15 protein-coding genes are annotated in these 14,740 nt (G+C 71.5%); 2 read left to right on the forward strand and 13 right to left on the reverse strand.

Features of this window, described 5'->3' with window-relative positions:
• Positions 1-252 precede the first annotated feature (252 nt).
• From ACH4E8_RS25420 to ACH4E8_RS25430, 3 genes are all read right to left on the reverse strand, one after another.
• Positions 253-756 carry a GNAT family N-acetyltransferase gene (locus ACH4E8_RS25420; RefSeq protein WP_398451981.1) on the reverse strand — a complete coding sequence of 168 codons (504 nt, stop codon included), beginning with the start codon at positions 754-756 and terminating at the stop codon, positions 253-255.
• Positions 757-781: 25 nt separating this feature from the next.
• Entirely contained in the window at positions 782-1,360 is a 579-nt protein-coding gene (locus ACH4E8_RS25425; RefSeq protein WP_398451984.1) for a sigma-70 family RNA polymerase sigma factor, read from the reverse strand.
• Between the two features lie 128 nt (positions 1,361-1,488).
• Complete coding sequence (locus tag ACH4E8_RS25430; protein ID WP_398451986.1) at positions 1,489-2,682, reverse strand: glycerophosphodiester phosphodiesterase; 1,194 nt, start codon at positions 2,680-2,682, stop codon at positions 1,489-1,491.
• Positions 2,683-2,962: 280 nt separating this feature from the next.
• Between ACH4E8_RS25430 and ACH4E8_RS25435 the strand changes: the two genes are divergently transcribed.
• Complete coding sequence (locus tag ACH4E8_RS25435; protein WP_398452548.1) at positions 2,963-3,628, forward strand: lysophospholipid acyltransferase family protein; 666 nt, start codon at positions 2,963-2,965, stop codon at positions 3,626-3,628.
• Between the two features lie 76 nt (positions 3,629-3,704).
• On the opposite strand, the gene ACH4E8_RS25440 is transcribed toward ACH4E8_RS25435, so the two are convergent.
• From ACH4E8_RS25440 to ACH4E8_RS25455, 4 genes are all read right to left on the reverse strand, one after another.
• Entirely contained in the window at positions 3,705-5,246 is a 1,542-nt protein-coding gene (locus ACH4E8_RS25440) for an MFS transporter (RefSeq protein ID WP_398451989.1), read from the reverse strand.
• Positions 5,243-5,794, reverse strand: coding sequence for a TetR/AcrR family transcriptional regulator (locus ACH4E8_RS25445; protein ID WP_398451992.1), 552 nt, complete (start codon positions 5,792-5,794; stop codon positions 5,243-5,245). Before ACH4E8_RS25445 ends, ACH4E8_RS25440 begins: the two co-directional genes overlap by 4 nt.
• Positions 5,795-5,954: 160 nt before the next feature.
• A complete protein-coding gene (argH, locus tag ACH4E8_RS25450) occupies positions 5,955-7,385 on the reverse strand; it encodes an argininosuccinate lyase (RefSeq protein WP_398451995.1) in 1,431 nt (476 codons plus the stop codon).
• Between the two features lie 146 nt (positions 7,386-7,531).
• Positions 7,532-8,728, reverse strand: a complete 1,197-nt coding sequence (locus tag ACH4E8_RS25455; RefSeq protein ID WP_398451998.1) for an argininosuccinate synthase — start codon at positions 8,726-8,728, stop codon at positions 7,532-7,534.
• A 208-nt stretch (positions 8,729-8,936) separates the two neighbouring features.
• Between ACH4E8_RS25455 and ACH4E8_RS25460 the strand changes: the two genes are divergently transcribed.
• A complete protein-coding gene (locus ACH4E8_RS25460; RefSeq protein ID WP_398452000.1) occupies positions 8,937-9,653 on the forward strand; it encodes a L,D-transpeptidase in 717 nt (238 codons plus the stop codon).
• 33 nt (positions 9,654-9,686) lie between these two features.
• Here ACH4E8_RS25460 and ACH4E8_RS25465 read toward each other — a convergent pair whose 3' ends face one another.
• From ACH4E8_RS25465 to argC, 6 genes are read right to left on the reverse strand one after another with little or no spacing between them, the layout of a single operon-like run.
• Positions 9,687-10,280 (reverse strand): arginine repressor, encoded by a 594-nt coding sequence (locus tag ACH4E8_RS25465; protein WP_398452003.1) that lies wholly within the window; start codon positions 10,278-10,280, stop codon positions 9,687-9,689.
• A gap of 7 nt (positions 10,281-10,287) precedes the next feature.
• Positions 10,288-11,475 carry an acetylornithine transaminase gene (locus tag ACH4E8_RS25470; RefSeq protein WP_398452006.1) on the reverse strand — a complete coding sequence of 396 codons (1,188 nt, stop codon included), beginning with the start codon at positions 11,473-11,475 and terminating at the stop codon, positions 10,288-10,290.
• Positions 11,472-12,428, reverse strand: a complete 957-nt coding sequence (gene argB, locus ACH4E8_RS25475) for an acetylglutamate kinase (RefSeq protein ID WP_398452009.1) — start codon at positions 12,426-12,428, stop codon at positions 11,472-11,474. The genes ACH4E8_RS25470 and argB overlap by 4 nt, the downstream gene beginning before the upstream one ends.
• Positions 12,425-13,579: a bifunctional glutamate N-acetyltransferase/amino-acid acetyltransferase ArgJ gene (argJ, locus tag ACH4E8_RS25480; protein WP_398452012.1), complete on the reverse strand. Its 1,155-nt coding sequence runs from the start codon at positions 13,577-13,579 to the stop codon at positions 12,425-12,427. Before argJ ends, argB begins: the two co-directional genes overlap by 4 nt.
• Positions 13,576-13,701, reverse strand: coding sequence for a hypothetical protein (locus ACH4E8_RS25485; RefSeq protein WP_398452015.1), 126 nt, complete (start codon positions 13,699-13,701; stop codon positions 13,576-13,578). Before ACH4E8_RS25485 ends, argJ begins: the two co-directional genes overlap by 4 nt.
• Entirely contained in the window at positions 13,698-14,738 is a 1,041-nt protein-coding gene (argC, locus tag ACH4E8_RS25490; protein WP_398452018.1) for an N-acetyl-gamma-glutamyl-phosphate reductase, read from the reverse strand. The genes ACH4E8_RS25485 and argC overlap by 4 nt, the downstream gene beginning before the upstream one ends.
• Positions 14,739-14,740: the final 2 nt, after the last annotated feature.

Raw genomic sequence — 14,740 nt, forward strand, 5'->3', positions numbered from 1 at the left:
AGGGTGCGGGGCCGCTGCACCCCTGGACAACTCCGCCGTAACACCGCGGGGAGGTCCCTGCACGTACGTTGTGGCTGGTCGCGCAGTTCCCTGCGCCCCTGTTTCGCTGCCCCCGTCACTTGCCTGTGGGCTGGAGGCAGGGGGTTGGGGGGCGCTGAGGGGGTGCCCCCGTGCCCGCAGGGCACAGGGGGAGGAACTGCGCGACAAGCCCACCAACAGGCCGCAGAGACCAACCGCACCCGCGGACGTCGCTCAAGCGCTGGCGACGAACGCCGTGCTGGCGCTCTCCTTCTCCAGGGTGACCACGGTCAGCTCGGGGCCGACCTCCTCGCGGGCCACCGGCACGTAGCCGTGGCTGCGGTACAGGCGGAGGTTCCCGTCGCTGCGGTGACCGGTGAAGAGCTGGAACTTGCGGGCGGCCGCCGCGTCGGCGAAGTGCGACTCGATCGCGGCGAGCAGCCGGCCGCCGAGGCCGTGGCGCTGCATCCGCGGGTGCACGATCAGCTTGGCGATCCGAGCGGTGCCGGTCTCGTCCAACCGGCCGCGCACGGACGCCACCACCTCGTCGCCGAGGCGGGCCACCAGCGCGTGCCCCTGCGCGATCTCCGCGCGCAGTTCGTCCAGCGACTGGGTGAGCGGTTCGATGGCGTAGTCGCCGTACAACTCCGCCTCGGACTGGTAGCACAGGTACTGGAGCTTGAGGATCCGCTCCGCGTCCTCCGCTCGCGCCGCTGAGATGGTCACGCTCATGCCCATGTGCGCACGCCTCCCGCTCAACTGTTCATTCCGGTTGCCTACCGCTGTGCATTCCCCCATGTTCAGGAGCCGCAACCCCCGCCGCGAGCATTCTGCGCAGACATCCCAGGCAACGGGAACGCATGGGTCCTAGACTTCCCTGTGAGATACCCAACTCTCCTGCGATTTCGCGGTAAGTGGGGTCTTTCGGCGACAACATCGCAGCCAAGAGGCGCGGACAGCCACCGGGCGTACGGGCGACGGCGGCCCGGACCGCGCGGCGACGTTCCGCGCGGAGGGCCGCCGCCTCCGGGCCGCCGCCGGGATCCCACGGCCCGTCAGGGCCGACGTCGAGGGCGAGCGGGCGCTCCCGGGCGGCCCTGCGCCGGGCCCGGCGCGCCTCGGCCCGTACCGCAGAACGCACCCAACGGGCCGGGTCCGGCGGCGGCCCGGCCCCGTCGAGCCGCTCCAGCAGCCGCACCCACACGGCTTGTTCCAGGTCCCCGGGCTCGACGTCCGCACCGGGCGCCTCGGCCCGCGCCTCCGCCACCACCAGCGGGCGCAGCGCGCCCACCGCTGCGTCCGCGAACGGGGGCCGCGCCCGCCCCTCTTGTCTCGGCGTCATGCCCGACGGGACGTGCCCGGCGCCGGCCGGGGTTGCGGCCCGGCGGCCGACTCACCCGTACGGGGAAGCCCGGTCAACCGACCGCCACCGCGGCCGAACGCGTCCGCCGTCCGGCCGCGGGCCCCGCGTCAGTCGCGGACCTCGGCCGCGGCCAGCAGCCCGGTGTCCGGATGGTCGGTGAAGATGCCGTCGATGCCCGTCGCGAAGTAGCGGCGGTACGCGCCGAAGACGTCCCCGTACGCGTTCGGGTCCACCCCCGGCGCCGCATCGTGGTCGCGCTGGAAGTCGACCGGCAGGAAGGTGTTCTCGTTCCGCAGGGTGTACGGGTGGACGATGAGCTTCTGCCGGTGGGCGTCGGCGACCAGCGCGGTCGGCTCCCCCAGGCGGCCGTCGGCCCCCTTCGGTATCACCAGGTCCAGCGTCGGCCCGATGCCCTGCGCGTACGACGCGATCCACGCCAGCCCCCGGGGCGTGATCAGGTCCGCCACCGTGCGCGGGTCACCCGCCTCGACGAAGTCCCACGGCCGGGTCTTGGCGCCGGACAGCAGCACCACGCGCGGCGCGGACACCAGTCGGGCCATCCGCTGCATGCTGCTCGGCTCGAACGACTGGAGGAAGACGGGCGCGTCCCTGCGGTCGCGGCCGTAGCGCCGCAGCAGCTTCGCCAACGGCTCCTCAAGACCGAGCCCGATCCCCCGGAAGTAGCTGGGGTGCTTGGTCTCCACGTGCAGCCACACCGGCTGCCGCCGGCGGCGCCCCTCCTGCTCCGCCCAGCGCAGCACCTCCTCGAAGCTGGGGACCGCCCAGCGGCCGTCGTACAGCGTGTTGTCGCGGCGGGTGCCCGGGATCCGCTCCTTGGCGCGCAGCGTCTTCAACTCGGCAAGGGTGAAGTCCTCGGTGAACCACCCCGTGATGGAGGTGCCGTCGATCGACTTCGTGGCGCGCCGGGCGGCGAACTCGGGGCGGTCCGCCACGTCCGTGGTGCCGGTGATGTCGTTCTCGTGACGGCAGACGAGATGGCCGTCCTTGGTGGGCACCAGGTCCTGCTCGATGACGTGCGCGCCCATGTCGAGGGCGAGTTGGTACGCACCGATGGTGTGCTCGGGCCGGTAGCCGCTGGCGCCCCGGTGCGCAATGACCGTGGGGTGCGGCAGGTCGCGGTACGAGCCGTGCGGCCGGCCCCGGTCCGTGCCGCCGCGCCCCGCCGCGTGCGCCGACGCGGCGCCCGCGCCGACCGCCGCCGTCCCCAGCACCGCCGCGCCGAGCAGCGTGCGCCGTCCGGGTCGTCCTTCCGCGTGTCGACCTTCCGGGCTCTGTGTCATCGCGATTCCTCCACGTCGTGGCCGGTTCCGCACCGGGCACGGGCCCGGGGCGGGGTTGCGTCGCCCGGCGGCGCGCCGGGCGGGGCCGACGCTAGGAAGCCATGCGTACCGCTGGGAAGCCCCGGGGCGAACACCGTGCGAACAGGGATCAACACCGTGCATCCGGTGTGTGAACCCGATGTGCAGGGAAGGTCGACCCGCGAGTATCGTCCTCACCTGCACAGACCGCACCGAGACCGCTCGCCGAACCAGGTCGCCTTCGGAGGCCCCGTTGTCCCGCTTGTCGCTCATCAAGGCCGTCCTAGGACCGGTCCTGCGTCTGATGTTCCGTCCGCGCGTGGAGGGCGTGGAGAACATCCCGGGCTCCGGTCCGGTGATCCTCGCCGGGAACCACCTCACCTTCATCGACTCGATGGTGCTGCCGCTGGTCTGCTCGCGCCCGGTGTACTTCATCGGCAAGGACGAGTACGTCACCGGCAAGGGCGTCAAGGGCCGGCTGATGGCGTGGTTCTTCACCGGCGTCGGGATGATCCCGGTCGACCGGGACGGCGCGAACGGCGGCGTGGCCGCGCTGATGACCGGGCGTCGGGTGCTGGAGGAGGGCAAGGTCTTCGGCATCTACCCGGAGGGCACCCGCTCCCCCGACGGACGGCTGTACCGAGGACGCACCGGAATCGCCCGGCTCACCCTGATGACCGGGGCCCCCGTCGTCCCGTTCGCGGTCATCGGCACCGACAAGCTCCAGCCGGGCGGCACGGGGCTGCCGCGCCCGGGGCGGGTGGCGATCCGCTTCGGCACGCCCATGGAGTTCTCCCGCTACGACGGCATGCACCGCGACCGCTACGTCCTGCGGGCCATCACCGACTCGGTGATGGCGGAGGTGATGACCCTCTCCGGGCAGGAGTACGTCGACATGTACGCCACCAAGGCCAAGGAGGCGGCGTAAGCACCGCACACGCCGAAAGGCCGGGCCCGAATCTCGGGCCCGGCCTTCTTCGTGCGCTACCGACTGCGCTGGCGCATCAGGGGTGCTCGACGCCGTCCGCCAGGCGCTGGCCCCGCAGCAGGAACCAGGCCGTGACCGCGGTGGCGATCAACACCACGGCACCGACCGCACCGGCGATGTGGAAGCCGTCGGTGAAGGCACCGCGCGCCGCCTCCAGCAGCGCGGCGGCCTGCTCCTGCGGCAGCGCCGCCGACGCCTCGGCCGCGCCGCCGAGCGAGTCCCGGGCCGCTTCCACCGCGTCCGACGGCACGCCGGCCGGGGCGGTGAAGTCGCGGTAGGCGCTGGTGACGACCGAGCCCAGGACGGCGATGCCGAGGGCCGCGCCCAGTTCGTACGCCGTCTCGGACACCGCGGACGCCGCGCCCGCCTGCTCCTTGGGCACGCTGGAGAGGATCACGTCCGCCGTCACGGTGAACGCCAGTCCCGCGCCGAGACCGCCCAGGAGGAGCCCCACGCCGAGCGCCGCCGCGCTGGTGCCCGCCGTGAGCAGGGTGCCCGCGCCGAGCGCCGTGCCCAGGGCGGTGAGCCCCACGGCCACCGTGCCGCGCACGGAGGTGCGCCGGGCCACGCGGCCGGCCAGCAGACCGGCGACCACTGCACCGATCGCCGCGGGCAGTTCGATCAGACCCGCCTGGAGCGGGGTGCGGCCCTGCACCAACTGGAGGAACTGCGACAGGAAGAAGACCAGACCGGACAGGCCGAGGATGGTCAGCAGATCCGCCAGCACCGCGCCGGAGAAGCCGCGGTGCCGGAACAGCCGCACGTCCAGCAGCGGCGAGGGCAGCGTCAACTGTCGGCGTACGAACCAGGTCAGGGCCAGCGCACCGACGGCGCCGACCAGCAGGGCCACCGTGCCGACGCCGTGGATCGCCAGCTCCTTGATCGCGTACACCACGGCGACCATGCCGATCAGCGACAGGGCGACGCTCGCCAGGTCCCACGGGCCCGGGTTCGGATTGCGCGACTCCGGCAACAGCTTGCTGCCGACGATCACCAGCAGGGCCATCACGGGCAGGTTGATCATGAAGACCGAGCCCCACCAGAAGTGCTCCAGCAGGAAACCGCCGACCACGGGACCGACGGCGGCACCGGCGGACGCCGCGGCGGCCCAGATGCCGACCGCGAAACTGCGCTCCTTCGGGTCGTCGAAGATGTTCCGGATCAGGGCCAGGGTGGACGGCATCAGGGTGGCACCCGCGACACCGAGCAGCGCCCTGGCGACGATCATCATCTCCGGGCTGGACGCATAGGCGTTGATCACGGAGACCGCGCCGAAGGCGACGGCACCCGTGAGCAGCAGCTTCTTGCGTCCGATCCGGTCGCCGAGGCTGCCCATCGAGATCAGCAGACCCGCGATGACGAACGAGTACACATCGCCGATCCACAGCAGCTGGGTGCCGGACGGCTTCAGGTCCTCGCTCAGGAAGGGGGTGGCGAGGCCGAGCACGGTGGCGTCGACCGCCACCAGCAACACGGCCAGCACCAGGACAGCCAGCGCGAGCCAGCGGCCGGGCGCCTTCACGGTCGACCCCTTCGCCAACTGGTCGGTACTGGTCATTTCTGCACGCTCCGTCTGGTGATACCGCCGAGCACCATCTCGGCGATCATGTACGAGTAGTCCTTGGCGGCGACCCGGCCCGCCATCACCGACCAGGCGTACGCGCTCATCAGCCCGTACAGCGCCTCGGTGATCCAGGCCGCCGTGAGGTCGATCCGGAACACGCCCTCTTCCTGACCGCGCCGGACCAGCCGGCAGATGCGGGCGTCGCACCGGTCCCAGCCTTCGTTGACCTCTCCCTCGAAGAGCTGGTGCTCGCTGATCAGGAAGGAGAGGAGCCCGGCGCAGCTCTGGGACTCGGCCACGAGCCGACGCAAGGCGTCTGCCGCGCTGCCCTCGTCGAGCCGGGCGGCCTCCATGGCCGCCTCGATCTCGCGCAGGCCCAGTTCCTCCAGCGCCCGCACCAGGGGCTCCCGTCCGGCGAAGTGCCGATGCAGGGTGGCCCGCCCGATGCCGGCGGCCTTGGCGACCTCGTCCATGGTCGCGGTCGGCTTCCGGGAGAGCTGGGTGGCAGCAGCCCGCAGAACCTGTTCACGATCGACCGTCATGAGACGACGGTACCCCAAGTGAGACACAAATGTCTCATCGCGCAGATGAGAGCAGAGGAAAGCAGTTCGCCGCCGCCCACGAGTGCGGGCGGCGGCGAACGGGATGCCGTGCGGTTCTCCTACGGGGTAGGGGCCGGTCTTCTACGGGGCAGGGGTCGGCCTACGAGAGCTTGGCGGTGGCCCAGGCGTGCTGGGTCACCAGGTCGGCCTTGACCTCAGCGAGCTGCACCGCCACGGCGGAGGGCGCGGTGCCGCCCCGACCGCTCCGGGCGGCGAGGGCACCGGGGACGTTCAGCACGGAGCGCACCTCGGGCGCCAGATGGTCGGAGATCTTGGCGAACTGCTCGTCGGTGAGCTGGTCCAGCTCGATGCCGTGCGCCTCGCACTCCTTGACGCACTCCCCCGCGACCTCATGGGCGACCCTGAACGGCACCCCCTGCTTGACCAGCCACTCCGCGATGTCCGTCGCCAGCGAGAAGCCGGCCGGGGCCAGCTCCTCCATGCGCTCCCGATGGATCGTGAGGGTGGCCATCATGCCGGTGAATGCGGGCAGCAGGACTTCCAGCGTGTCGCAGGAGTCGAAGACGGGCTCCTTGTCCTCCTGGAGGTCGCGGTTGTACGCGAGGGGCAGCGCCTTCAGCGTCGCCAGCAGACCGGTGAGATTGCCGATGAGCCGGCCGGACTTGCCGCGCGCCAGTTCGGCGATGTCCGGGTTCTTCTTCTGGGGCATGATCGACGAGCCGGTGGAGAAGGCGTCGTCGAGGGTGACGAAGGAGAACTCCTTGGTGTTCCAGATGATGACCTCTTCGGCGATCCGGGAGAGGTTCACCCCGATCATCGCGGTGATGAAGGCGAACTCCGCCACGAAGTCACGGGAGGCCGTGCCGTCGATGGAGTTGCCCGCGGAGCCCCGCTCGAAGCCGAGGTCGGCGGCGACGGCCTCCGGATCGAGGCCGAGCGAGGAGCCCGCCAGCGCCCCGGAGCCGTAGGGCGAGACGGCGGTGCGCTCGTCCCACTGCCGCAGGCGCTCGGCGTCCCGGGAGAGCGCCTGGACGTGCGCGAGGACGTGGTGGGCGAAGAGCACCGGCTGGGCGTGCTGGAGGTGGGTGCGGCCCGGCATGGCGACGTCCGGGTGGGCTTCGGCCAGCCCGACGAGGGCGTCCTGAAGCTCGGCGATCAGTCCGCCGATGATCCTGGCGTGGTCTCGGAGGTACATCCGGAAGAGGGTGGCCACCTGGTCGTTGCGCGAGCGGCCGGCCCGCAGCTTGCCGCCGAGGTCGGGGCCCAGGCGCTCCAGGAGACCGCGCTCCAGCGCGGTGTGGACGTCCTCGTCGGCGATGGTGCCGGTGAAGGAGCCGTCGGCGACGTCCGCGGCGAGTTGGTCGAGCCCGGCGATCATCCGGGTGAGTTCGTCCCTGGTGAGCAGCCCCGCCTTGTGCAGCACTCGGGCGTGGGCGCGGGATCCGGCGATGTCGTACGGCGCGAGCCGCCAGTCGAAGTGGACGGAGGCGGACAGCTTCGCCAGCGCCTCGGCCGGCCCGTCTGCGAACCGAGCGCCCCAGAGCCGGACGTCACCGTTGTTGCTGCTCACAGCTTTCAAGCTCCTCATGCAGATGGATGTATGGCCGTCCCCCCGCCGCGCAGCGAGCGGGGAGACGGCCGGTGAAACGACTCGGGACGCCCCGGGTCACGCCGTGCACCGGAGCCCCGGGCGCCACAACGGCATCTGGGGCCGGCTCAGCCCTGGAGGTCCCGCCGGGCGGCGATCTTCGCCGAGAGTCCGAAGATCTCGATGAAGCCCTGGGCCTTCGACTGGTCGAAGGTATCGCCGGAGTCGTAGGTGGCGAGGTTGAAGTCATAGAGCGACTCCTCGGACCTCCGACCGGTGACGACGGCCCGGCCGCCGTGGAGGGTCATCCTGACGTCGCCCGTGACGTGCTCGTTGGCCTCGTTGATGAAGCCGTCCAGCGCGCGCTTCAGCGGGGAGAACCACAGGCCGTCGTAGACCAGCTCGCCCCAGCGCTGCTCGACCTGCCGCTTGTACCGCGCCAGCTCGCGCTCGACGGTGACGCTCTCCAGCTCCTGGTGGGCCGTGATCAACGCAATCGCGCCCGGGGCCTCGTACACCTCGCGGGACTTGATGCCGACGAGCCGGTCCTCGACCATGTCGATCCGGCCGATGCCCTGGGCGCCGGCCCGCTCGTTCAGCTGCTGGATGGCCTGGAGGACCGTCACCGGCCGGCCGTCGATGGCGACCGGGACGCCCGCCTTGAAGGAGATGACGACCTCGTCGGCCTCGCGGACCTCGGCGGGGTTCGCCGTGTACTCGTAGATGTCTTCGATCGGCGCGTTCCAGATGTCTTCGAGGAAGCCGGTCTCGATGGCCCGGCCGAAGACGTTCTGGTCGATGGAGTAGGGGGACTTCTTCGTCGTGGCGATCGGGAGCTGCTTCTCCTCGCAGAAGGCGATCGCCTTGTCCCGGGTCATGGCGTAGTCCCGCACGGGGGCGATGCACTTCAGGTCGGGGCCCAGGGCGGTGATGCCGGCCTCGAACCGGACCTGGTCATTGCCCTTGCCGGTGCAGCCGTGGGCAACGATGCCGGCGTTGTGCTTACGGGCGGCGTCGACCAGGTGCTTGACGATGGTGGGCCGGGAGAGGGCCGACACCAGCGGATACCGATCCATGTACAGGGCGTTGGCCTTGATCGCCGGGAGGCAGTACTCCTCGGCGAATTCGTCCTTGGCGTCCGCCACTTCCGCTTCGACGGCACCGCAGGCGAGCGCGCGCTTGCGGATGACGTCCAGGTCCTCGCCGCCCTGGCCGACATCCACGGCGACGGCGATGACCTCGGCGCCCGTCTCCTCGGCGATCCAACCGATGGCGACGGAGGTGTCCAGACCGCCCGAATAGGCGAGTACGACGCGCTCGGCCACGAGTTTCTCCTTACGGTGCATCCTGCGATGGCATAAGTATGCATCACTCCGCATGTTTCGTCAACGTCCCGGATGGACGCGGCCGAGAGCGTCTGCGGGCGGACCGCCGCGGGGCGTGGGCCGGGCGCAGCGGTACGGGGCGGCGCTTGCGGCGCGTACGGAGCACTCCCGGGGGCGCGTGGGACGGGGCGTGCGTACGGTCGCAGTCATGCGCCACCGTCTCGCCCTGGGCTCCGCCCTGCTGCTGCTCGCCGCCGGTACCGTCGCCGTCGCACCACGGCCCGCGCCCACGGCGCCGCCGCTGCCCCATCGGATGGTGGACACGGGCGGCGGCAGCCAGTTGATCACCGCCGAGGCCGCGGAGGTCGGATCCACCACGGGCCGGGTGACCTGGTGGGAGCGCGGGTCGCACGGTCGGTGGCGGGAGGTGGGGTCCACGCCGGCCCGCTTCGGCGCGAACGGGCTGACCGAGGGCGCGGCCCGGGTCCAGGGGACGTCCACCACGCCGACGGGGCTGTACGCGCTGCCGTACGCCTTCGGCATCGCAGCGCCGCCCGCGGGCACCCGGTACGCGTACCGTCCGGTGACCGATCGGTCCTGGTGGTGTCAGGACAACGAGTCCCGGGCGTACAACCGCTGGGTGGAGGACCTGCCGGCGGACTGTCGGGCGACCGAGTCGGAGCGTCTGGTGGACTACGGCGCCCAGTACGCCCGTGCGCTGGTCATCGGCTTCAACTACGACCGGCCGGTGCGCGGCCGGGGCGCCGGGATCTTTCTGCATGTGAACGGTGCGGGGGCGACGGCCGGGTGCGTTTCCGTGCCGGCCGCCGCGATGGCCCGGATCCTGGCGTGGGCGGATCCGGGGCGTCGCCCGCACATCGCGATCGGGACGGAGTCCGGCCCCACGGCCCTGACCCGGTATTGAGGGGGTCAGCCGTGGGGCCGTGAAGTGCTGCGGTCAGCGGGCCCGCTGGGCGAGCCGCAGCAAGTGGTCGGCGAGGGCTTGCCCGCCTTGGGGGTCCCGGCTGATCAGCAGCAGGGTGTCGTCCCCGGCGATGGTGCCGAGGATGGCCCGCAGCTCCGCTTGGTCGATGGCCGAGGCGAGGAACTGTGCGGCACCGGGCGGGGTCCGCAGGACGACCAGGTTCGCCGAGGCTTCCGCGGAGATCAGCAGCTCGCCGGAGAGTCTGCGCATCCGCTCCTCCTTGGCGGACTCCCCTAGCGGGGCCTGCGGCGTGCGGAAGCCGCCTTCGCTGGGCACGGCGTAGATCAGCTCGCCGCCGGTGTTGCGGATCTTGACCGCGCCCAACTCGTCGAGGTCCCGGGAGAGCGTCGCCTGGGTGACGCTCAGGCCACTGTCCGCGAGCAGCTTGGCGAGCTGGCTCTGGGACCGCACGGGCTGCCGGTTGAGGATGTCCACGATCCGGCGGTGGCGGGCCATTCTGGTGTGCGGAACCGCGGGGCCGCCCGCGTCGGCCGGCTGCCCGGCCGCCACGGTGGCCGCCTGTTCGTCACGCGCCTGCTGTGCCGCTGTGTCTCGCGCCTCGGTCATCGTCGTCTCATTCCCCGTTCCGTCCTTCCGCGTCGTCCAGCACGCCGGGCAGTGCCTGGAGGAACGCGTCCACCGCCTCCTCACCGATCGTCAAGGGCGGCATCAGCCGTACGACATCGGGGGCGGGGACGTTGACCAGGAACCCGGCGCTCTGAGCCGCCTTCTGCACCTGGGGTGCGAGCGGCTTCCTGAGCACGATACCCAGCAGCAGTCCGGCACCGCGGACATGGGAGACCAGCGGGTGTTCGAGGGATTCCACGCCGTCGCGGATCTTCTCCCCGAGCCGCTTGACCTCGTCGAGGATCCCCTCCGCGGCGATGGTGTCCAGGACGGCGAGTCCGGCGGCGCAGGCAACCGGGTTCCCGCCGAAGGTGGTGCCGTGCTGACCGGGCTTCAGCAGGTCGACGGCCGGGCCGAAGACGAGCGTGGCGCCGAGGGGCAGTCCGCCGCCGAGGGCCTTGGCGAGGGTGACGACGTCGGCTTCGACGCCCTCGGCCTGGGCTGCGAACCAGTGGCCGGTCCGTCCGATGCCGGTCTGGACCTCGTCGAGGACGAGGAGGGTGCCGGTGGCCCGGGTGATCTCCCGTGCTGCGGTCAGATATCCCTTGGGCGGGGTGACCACGCCGTTCTCGCCCTGGATGGGCTCGATGATGACGAAGGCGGTCTCTTCGGTGACCGCGGCGCGCAGCGCTTCGACGTCCCCGTACGGCACGTGGGTGACGTCGCCGGGCAGCGGCAGGAACGGCTCCTGCTTGCCGGGCTGTCCGGTGAGGGCGAGGGCGCCCATGGTCCGGCCGTGGAAGCCGCCCTGGGTGGCGACCATGTGCCGACGGCCCGTCAGTCGACCGATCTTGAAGGCGGCTTCGTTGGCTTCGGCGCCGGAGTTGCAGAAGAAGACGCGGCCGGGGCGGCCGGCGAGCTGCACGAGCCGTTCGGCGAGGGCGACGGCGGGCTCGGCAACGAAGAGGTTGGAGACGTGGCCGAGGGAGGAGATCTGACGGGTGACGGCTTCGACGACCGCGGGGTGGGCGTGGCCCAGGGCGTTCACCGCGATGCCGCCGACGAAGTCGGTGTACGTGGTGCCGTCGGCGTCCCGGAGGGTGGCGCCTGCTCCGTCGGTGAGGGCGATGGCCGGGGTGCCGTAGTTGTCGGTCATGACGTCCTGCCAGCGCTGGACGTGTTCTTGGTTCGTCATTGGTCCCCCTTGGCGCCGGCCGGCGCCTGTCCGTCGGGCACGACCATCGTGCCGATTCCCGAGTCGGTGAAGATCTCCAGCAGGATGGAGTGCGGTACCCGGCCGTCGATGACGCGTGCGGTGGTGACGCCGTTGCGGACCGCGTGCAGACAGCCCTCCATCTTGGGGACCATGCCGCTGGAGAGTTCGGGGAGGAGCTTCTCCAGTTCGGAGGCGGTGAGCTTGCTGATCACCTCGTCGCTGTGCGGCCAGTCCTCGTACAGCCCCTCGACGTCGGTGAGGACCATCAGCGTCTCCGCGCCCAGGCCCGCAGCGAGTGCCGCAGCCGCCGTATCAGCATTGACGTTGTAGACATGTCCGTCGTCCTCCGCGCGGGCGATCGAGGAGACGACGGGGATCCGGCCGTCCTCCAGGAGCGCGGTGATGACTCCGGTGTCGATCGCGCTGATCTCTCCGACGCGGCCGATGTCGACGGGCTGGCCGTCGATCGTCGGCCGGTGCTGGGTGGCGGTTATGGTGTGGCCGTCTTCGCCGGTGATGCCGACGGCGAGCGGGCCGTGTTCATTGAGGAGGCCGACGAGTTCGCGTTGCACCTGGCCGGCGAGCACCATGCGGACGACGTCCATCGCCTCGGGCGAGGTGACGCGCAGGCCCGCCTTGAACTCGCTCTCCAGCCCGTGCCGGTCGAGTTGGGCGGTGATCTGTGGGCCGCCGCCGTGGACGACGACGGGCCGGAGGCCGGCGTGGCGCAGGAAGACGACGTCCTGGGCGAAGGCCGCTTTGAGGTCTTCGTCGACCATGGCGTTGCCGCCGAACTTGATGACGACGGTCTTGCCGTAGTGACGGGTCAGCCAGGGCAGGGCCTCGATGAGGGTCTGCGCCTTGGGCAGCGCGGTGTGCTTCCGGGTGCTGGCGGCGCCGGGGCTGCGGGGCGGGTTCTTGTGGTCGCTCATGAGCTGTACGCGCTGTTCTCGTGGACGTAGTCGGCGGTGAGGTCATTGGCCCAGATCACCGCGGACTCGGTGCCGGCGGCGAGGTCGGCGGTGATCGCGACCTCGCGGAAGCGCATGTCGACGAGGTCGCGGTCCTCGCCGACGGAGCCGTTCTTGCAGACCCAGATGCCGTTGATGGCGACGTTGAGTTGGTCGGGCTCGAACTCGGCGCCGGTGGTGCCGATGGCGGAGAGCACCCGGCCCCAGTTCGGGTCCTCGCCGTGGATGGCGCACTTCAGGAGGTTGTTACGGGCGATGGAGCGGCCGACTTCCACCGCGTCGGCTTCGGTGGCGGCGCCGATGACCTCGATGCGGATGTCCTTGGAGGCGCCTTCGGCGTCGCCGATGAGCTGACGGGCGAGGTCGTCGCAGACGGCCCGGACGCCGGCGGCGAAGTCGTCGTAGCCGGGGGTGGTGCCGGCGGCGCCGGAGGCCAGCAGCAGCACGGTGTCGTTGGTGGACATGCAGCCGTCGGAGTCGATCCGGTCGAAGGTGACCCGGGTGGCGTCGCGCAGGGCGCGGTCCAGGGTGGCGGAGTCCACGTCGGCGTCGGTGGTGAGGACGACGAGCATGGTGGCGAGGCCCGGGGCGAGCATGCCGGCGCCCTTGGCCATGCCGCCGACGGTCCAGCCCCCGCCCTGGTGCACCGAGGTCTTGTGGACGGTGTCGGTGGTCTTGATGGCGATGGCCGCCTTCTCGCCGCCGTGTTCGCTGAGCTGGGCGACGGCCGTGTCGACTCCGGGGAGCAGCTTCTCCATCGGGAGCAGGGTCCCGATCAGCCCGGTGGAGGCGACGGCGACCTCGCCGGAGTTGTGTCCGCCGAGGGCTTCGGCGACCTTCTCGGCGGTGGCGTGGGTGTCCTGGAAGCCCTTCGGGCCGGTGCAGGCGTTGGCTCCGCCGGAGTTGAGCACCACGGCGGTGACCCGGCCGCTCTTCAGCACCTGCTCGGACCACAGGACGGGGGCGGCCTTGACGCGGTTCGAGGTGAAGACGCCCGCGGCGGCGCGGCGGGGGCCGGTGTTGACCACGAGGGCCAGGTCCGGGGCGCCGCTCTCCTTGATTCCGGCCGCGATGCCCGCGGCGGTGAATCCTTGCGCTGCGGTGACGCTCACTGGGTCTCCTTTGTCGCGCTGGTGGTCTCGATGACGGTGATGACGGTGGTCTCGGTGGTGGCTGTCCCCGTGGTGACCGCCGTGGCCCGGGGGCCCGCGGAACGGGACGGGCGGGCGGTCACGGGGCCACGCCGATCGTGGACAGCCCGGTCTCCTCGGGGAGTCCGAGGGCGATGTTCATGCTCTGCACCGCGGCGCCCGCGGTGCCCTTGGTGAGGTTGTCGATCGCGCTGATGGCGATGATCCGGTCGGCCGCGGCGTCGTACGCGACCTGGATGTGCACCGCGTTCGAGCCGTAGACGGACGCGGTGGCCGGCCACTGGCCCTCGGGCAGCAGATGGACGAACGGCTCCTCGGCCAGGGCCTTCTCGTACGCCGCGCGGACGGTCTGCGCCGTGGTGCCCGGCTTGGCCTTCGCCGAGCAGGTGGCGAGGATGCCGCGGGGCATGGGGGCGAGCGTGGGCGTGAAGGAGACCGTGACCTGCTCTCCGGCGACCGCGCTCAGGTTCTGCACCATCTCGGGGGTGTGGCGGTGGGCGCCGCCGACCCCGTACGGACTCATGGAGCCCATGACCTCGGACCCCAGCAAATGCGGCTTGGGCGCCTTGCCCGCCCCCGAGGTGCCGGAGGCCGCGGTGATCACGGCTTCGGGCTCGGCGAGCCCCGCCGCGTAGGCCGGGAAGAGCGCCAGGGACACCGCGGTGGGGTAGCACCCGGGCACCGCGATCCGCCGCGCGCCGATGAGCGCGCTCCGCCCGCCGGGCAGCTCCGGCAGCCCGTACGGCCAGGTCCCGGCGTGCGCCGACCCGTAGAACTTCTCCCATGCGACGGCCGATTCCAGCCGGAAGTCGGCGCCCATGTCGATGACCAGGGCCGCGTCACCGAGCTGCTCGGCGACTGCGGCGGACTGGCCGTGCGGCAGCGCGAGGAACACCACGTCGTGCCCGGCGAGCGCTTCGCTCGTCGTCGGCTGGAGCACCCGATCGGCGAGCGGCAGCAGATGCGGCTGGAGACCGCCCAGCGCCTGCCCCGCATTCGCATGGCCGGTGAGCACGCCTATCTCGACGCCCGGATGCACGAGCAGCAGCCGCAGCAGCTCCCCGCCCGCATAGCCGCTGGCGCCGGCCACTGCCGCTCGCAGCACTGTCGAACCCGCCATTG

Source organism: Streptomyces sp. NPDC017979 (assembly GCF_044328175.1).
In the GTDB taxonomy this organism is placed as follows: Bacteria; Actinomycetota; Actinomycetes; order Streptomycetales; family Streptomycetaceae; genus Streptomyces.

Excerpts from the sequence above, each read along its gene's own strand:
- ACH4E8_RS25420 (WP_398451981.1), bottom strand. The coding sequence starts at position 756 with ATGGGCATGAGCGTGACCATCTCAGCGGCGCGAGCGGAGGACGCGGAG.
- ACH4E8_RS25425 (WP_398451984.1), bottom strand. The coding sequence starts at position 1,360 with ATGACGCCGAGACAAGAGGGGCGGGCGCGGCCCCCGTTCGCGGACGCA.
- ACH4E8_RS25430 (WP_398451986.1), bottom strand. The coding sequence starts at position 2,682 with ATGACACAGAGCCCGGAAGGTCGACACGCGGAAGGACGACCCGGACGG.
- ACH4E8_RS25440 (WP_398451989.1), bottom strand. The coding sequence starts at position 5,246 with ATGACCAGTACCGACCAGTTGGCGAAGGGGTCGACCGTGAAGGCGCCC.
- ACH4E8_RS25445 (WP_398451992.1), bottom strand. The coding sequence starts at position 5,794 with ATGACGGTCGATCGTGAACAGGTTCTGCGGGCTGCTGCCACCCAGCTC.
- ACH4E8_RS25460 (WP_398452000.1), top strand. The coding sequence starts at position 8,937 with ATGCGCCACCGTCTCGCCCTGGGCTCCGCCCTGCTGCTGCTCGCCGCC.
- ACH4E8_RS25465 (WP_398452003.1), bottom strand. The coding sequence starts at position 10,280 with ATGACCGAGGCGCGAGACACAGCGGCACAGCAGGCGCGTGACGAACAG.
- ACH4E8_RS25470 (WP_398452006.1), bottom strand. The coding sequence starts at position 11,475 with ATGACGAACCAAGAACACGTCCAGCGCTGGCAGGACGTCATGACCGAC.
- argB (WP_398452009.1), bottom strand. The coding sequence starts at position 12,428 with ATGAGCGACCACAAGAACCCGCCCCGCAGCCCCGGCGCCGCCAGCACC.
- argC (WP_398452018.1), bottom strand. The coding sequence starts at position 14,738 with ATGGCGGGTTCGACAGTGCTGCGAGCGGCAGTGGCCGGCGCCAGCGGC.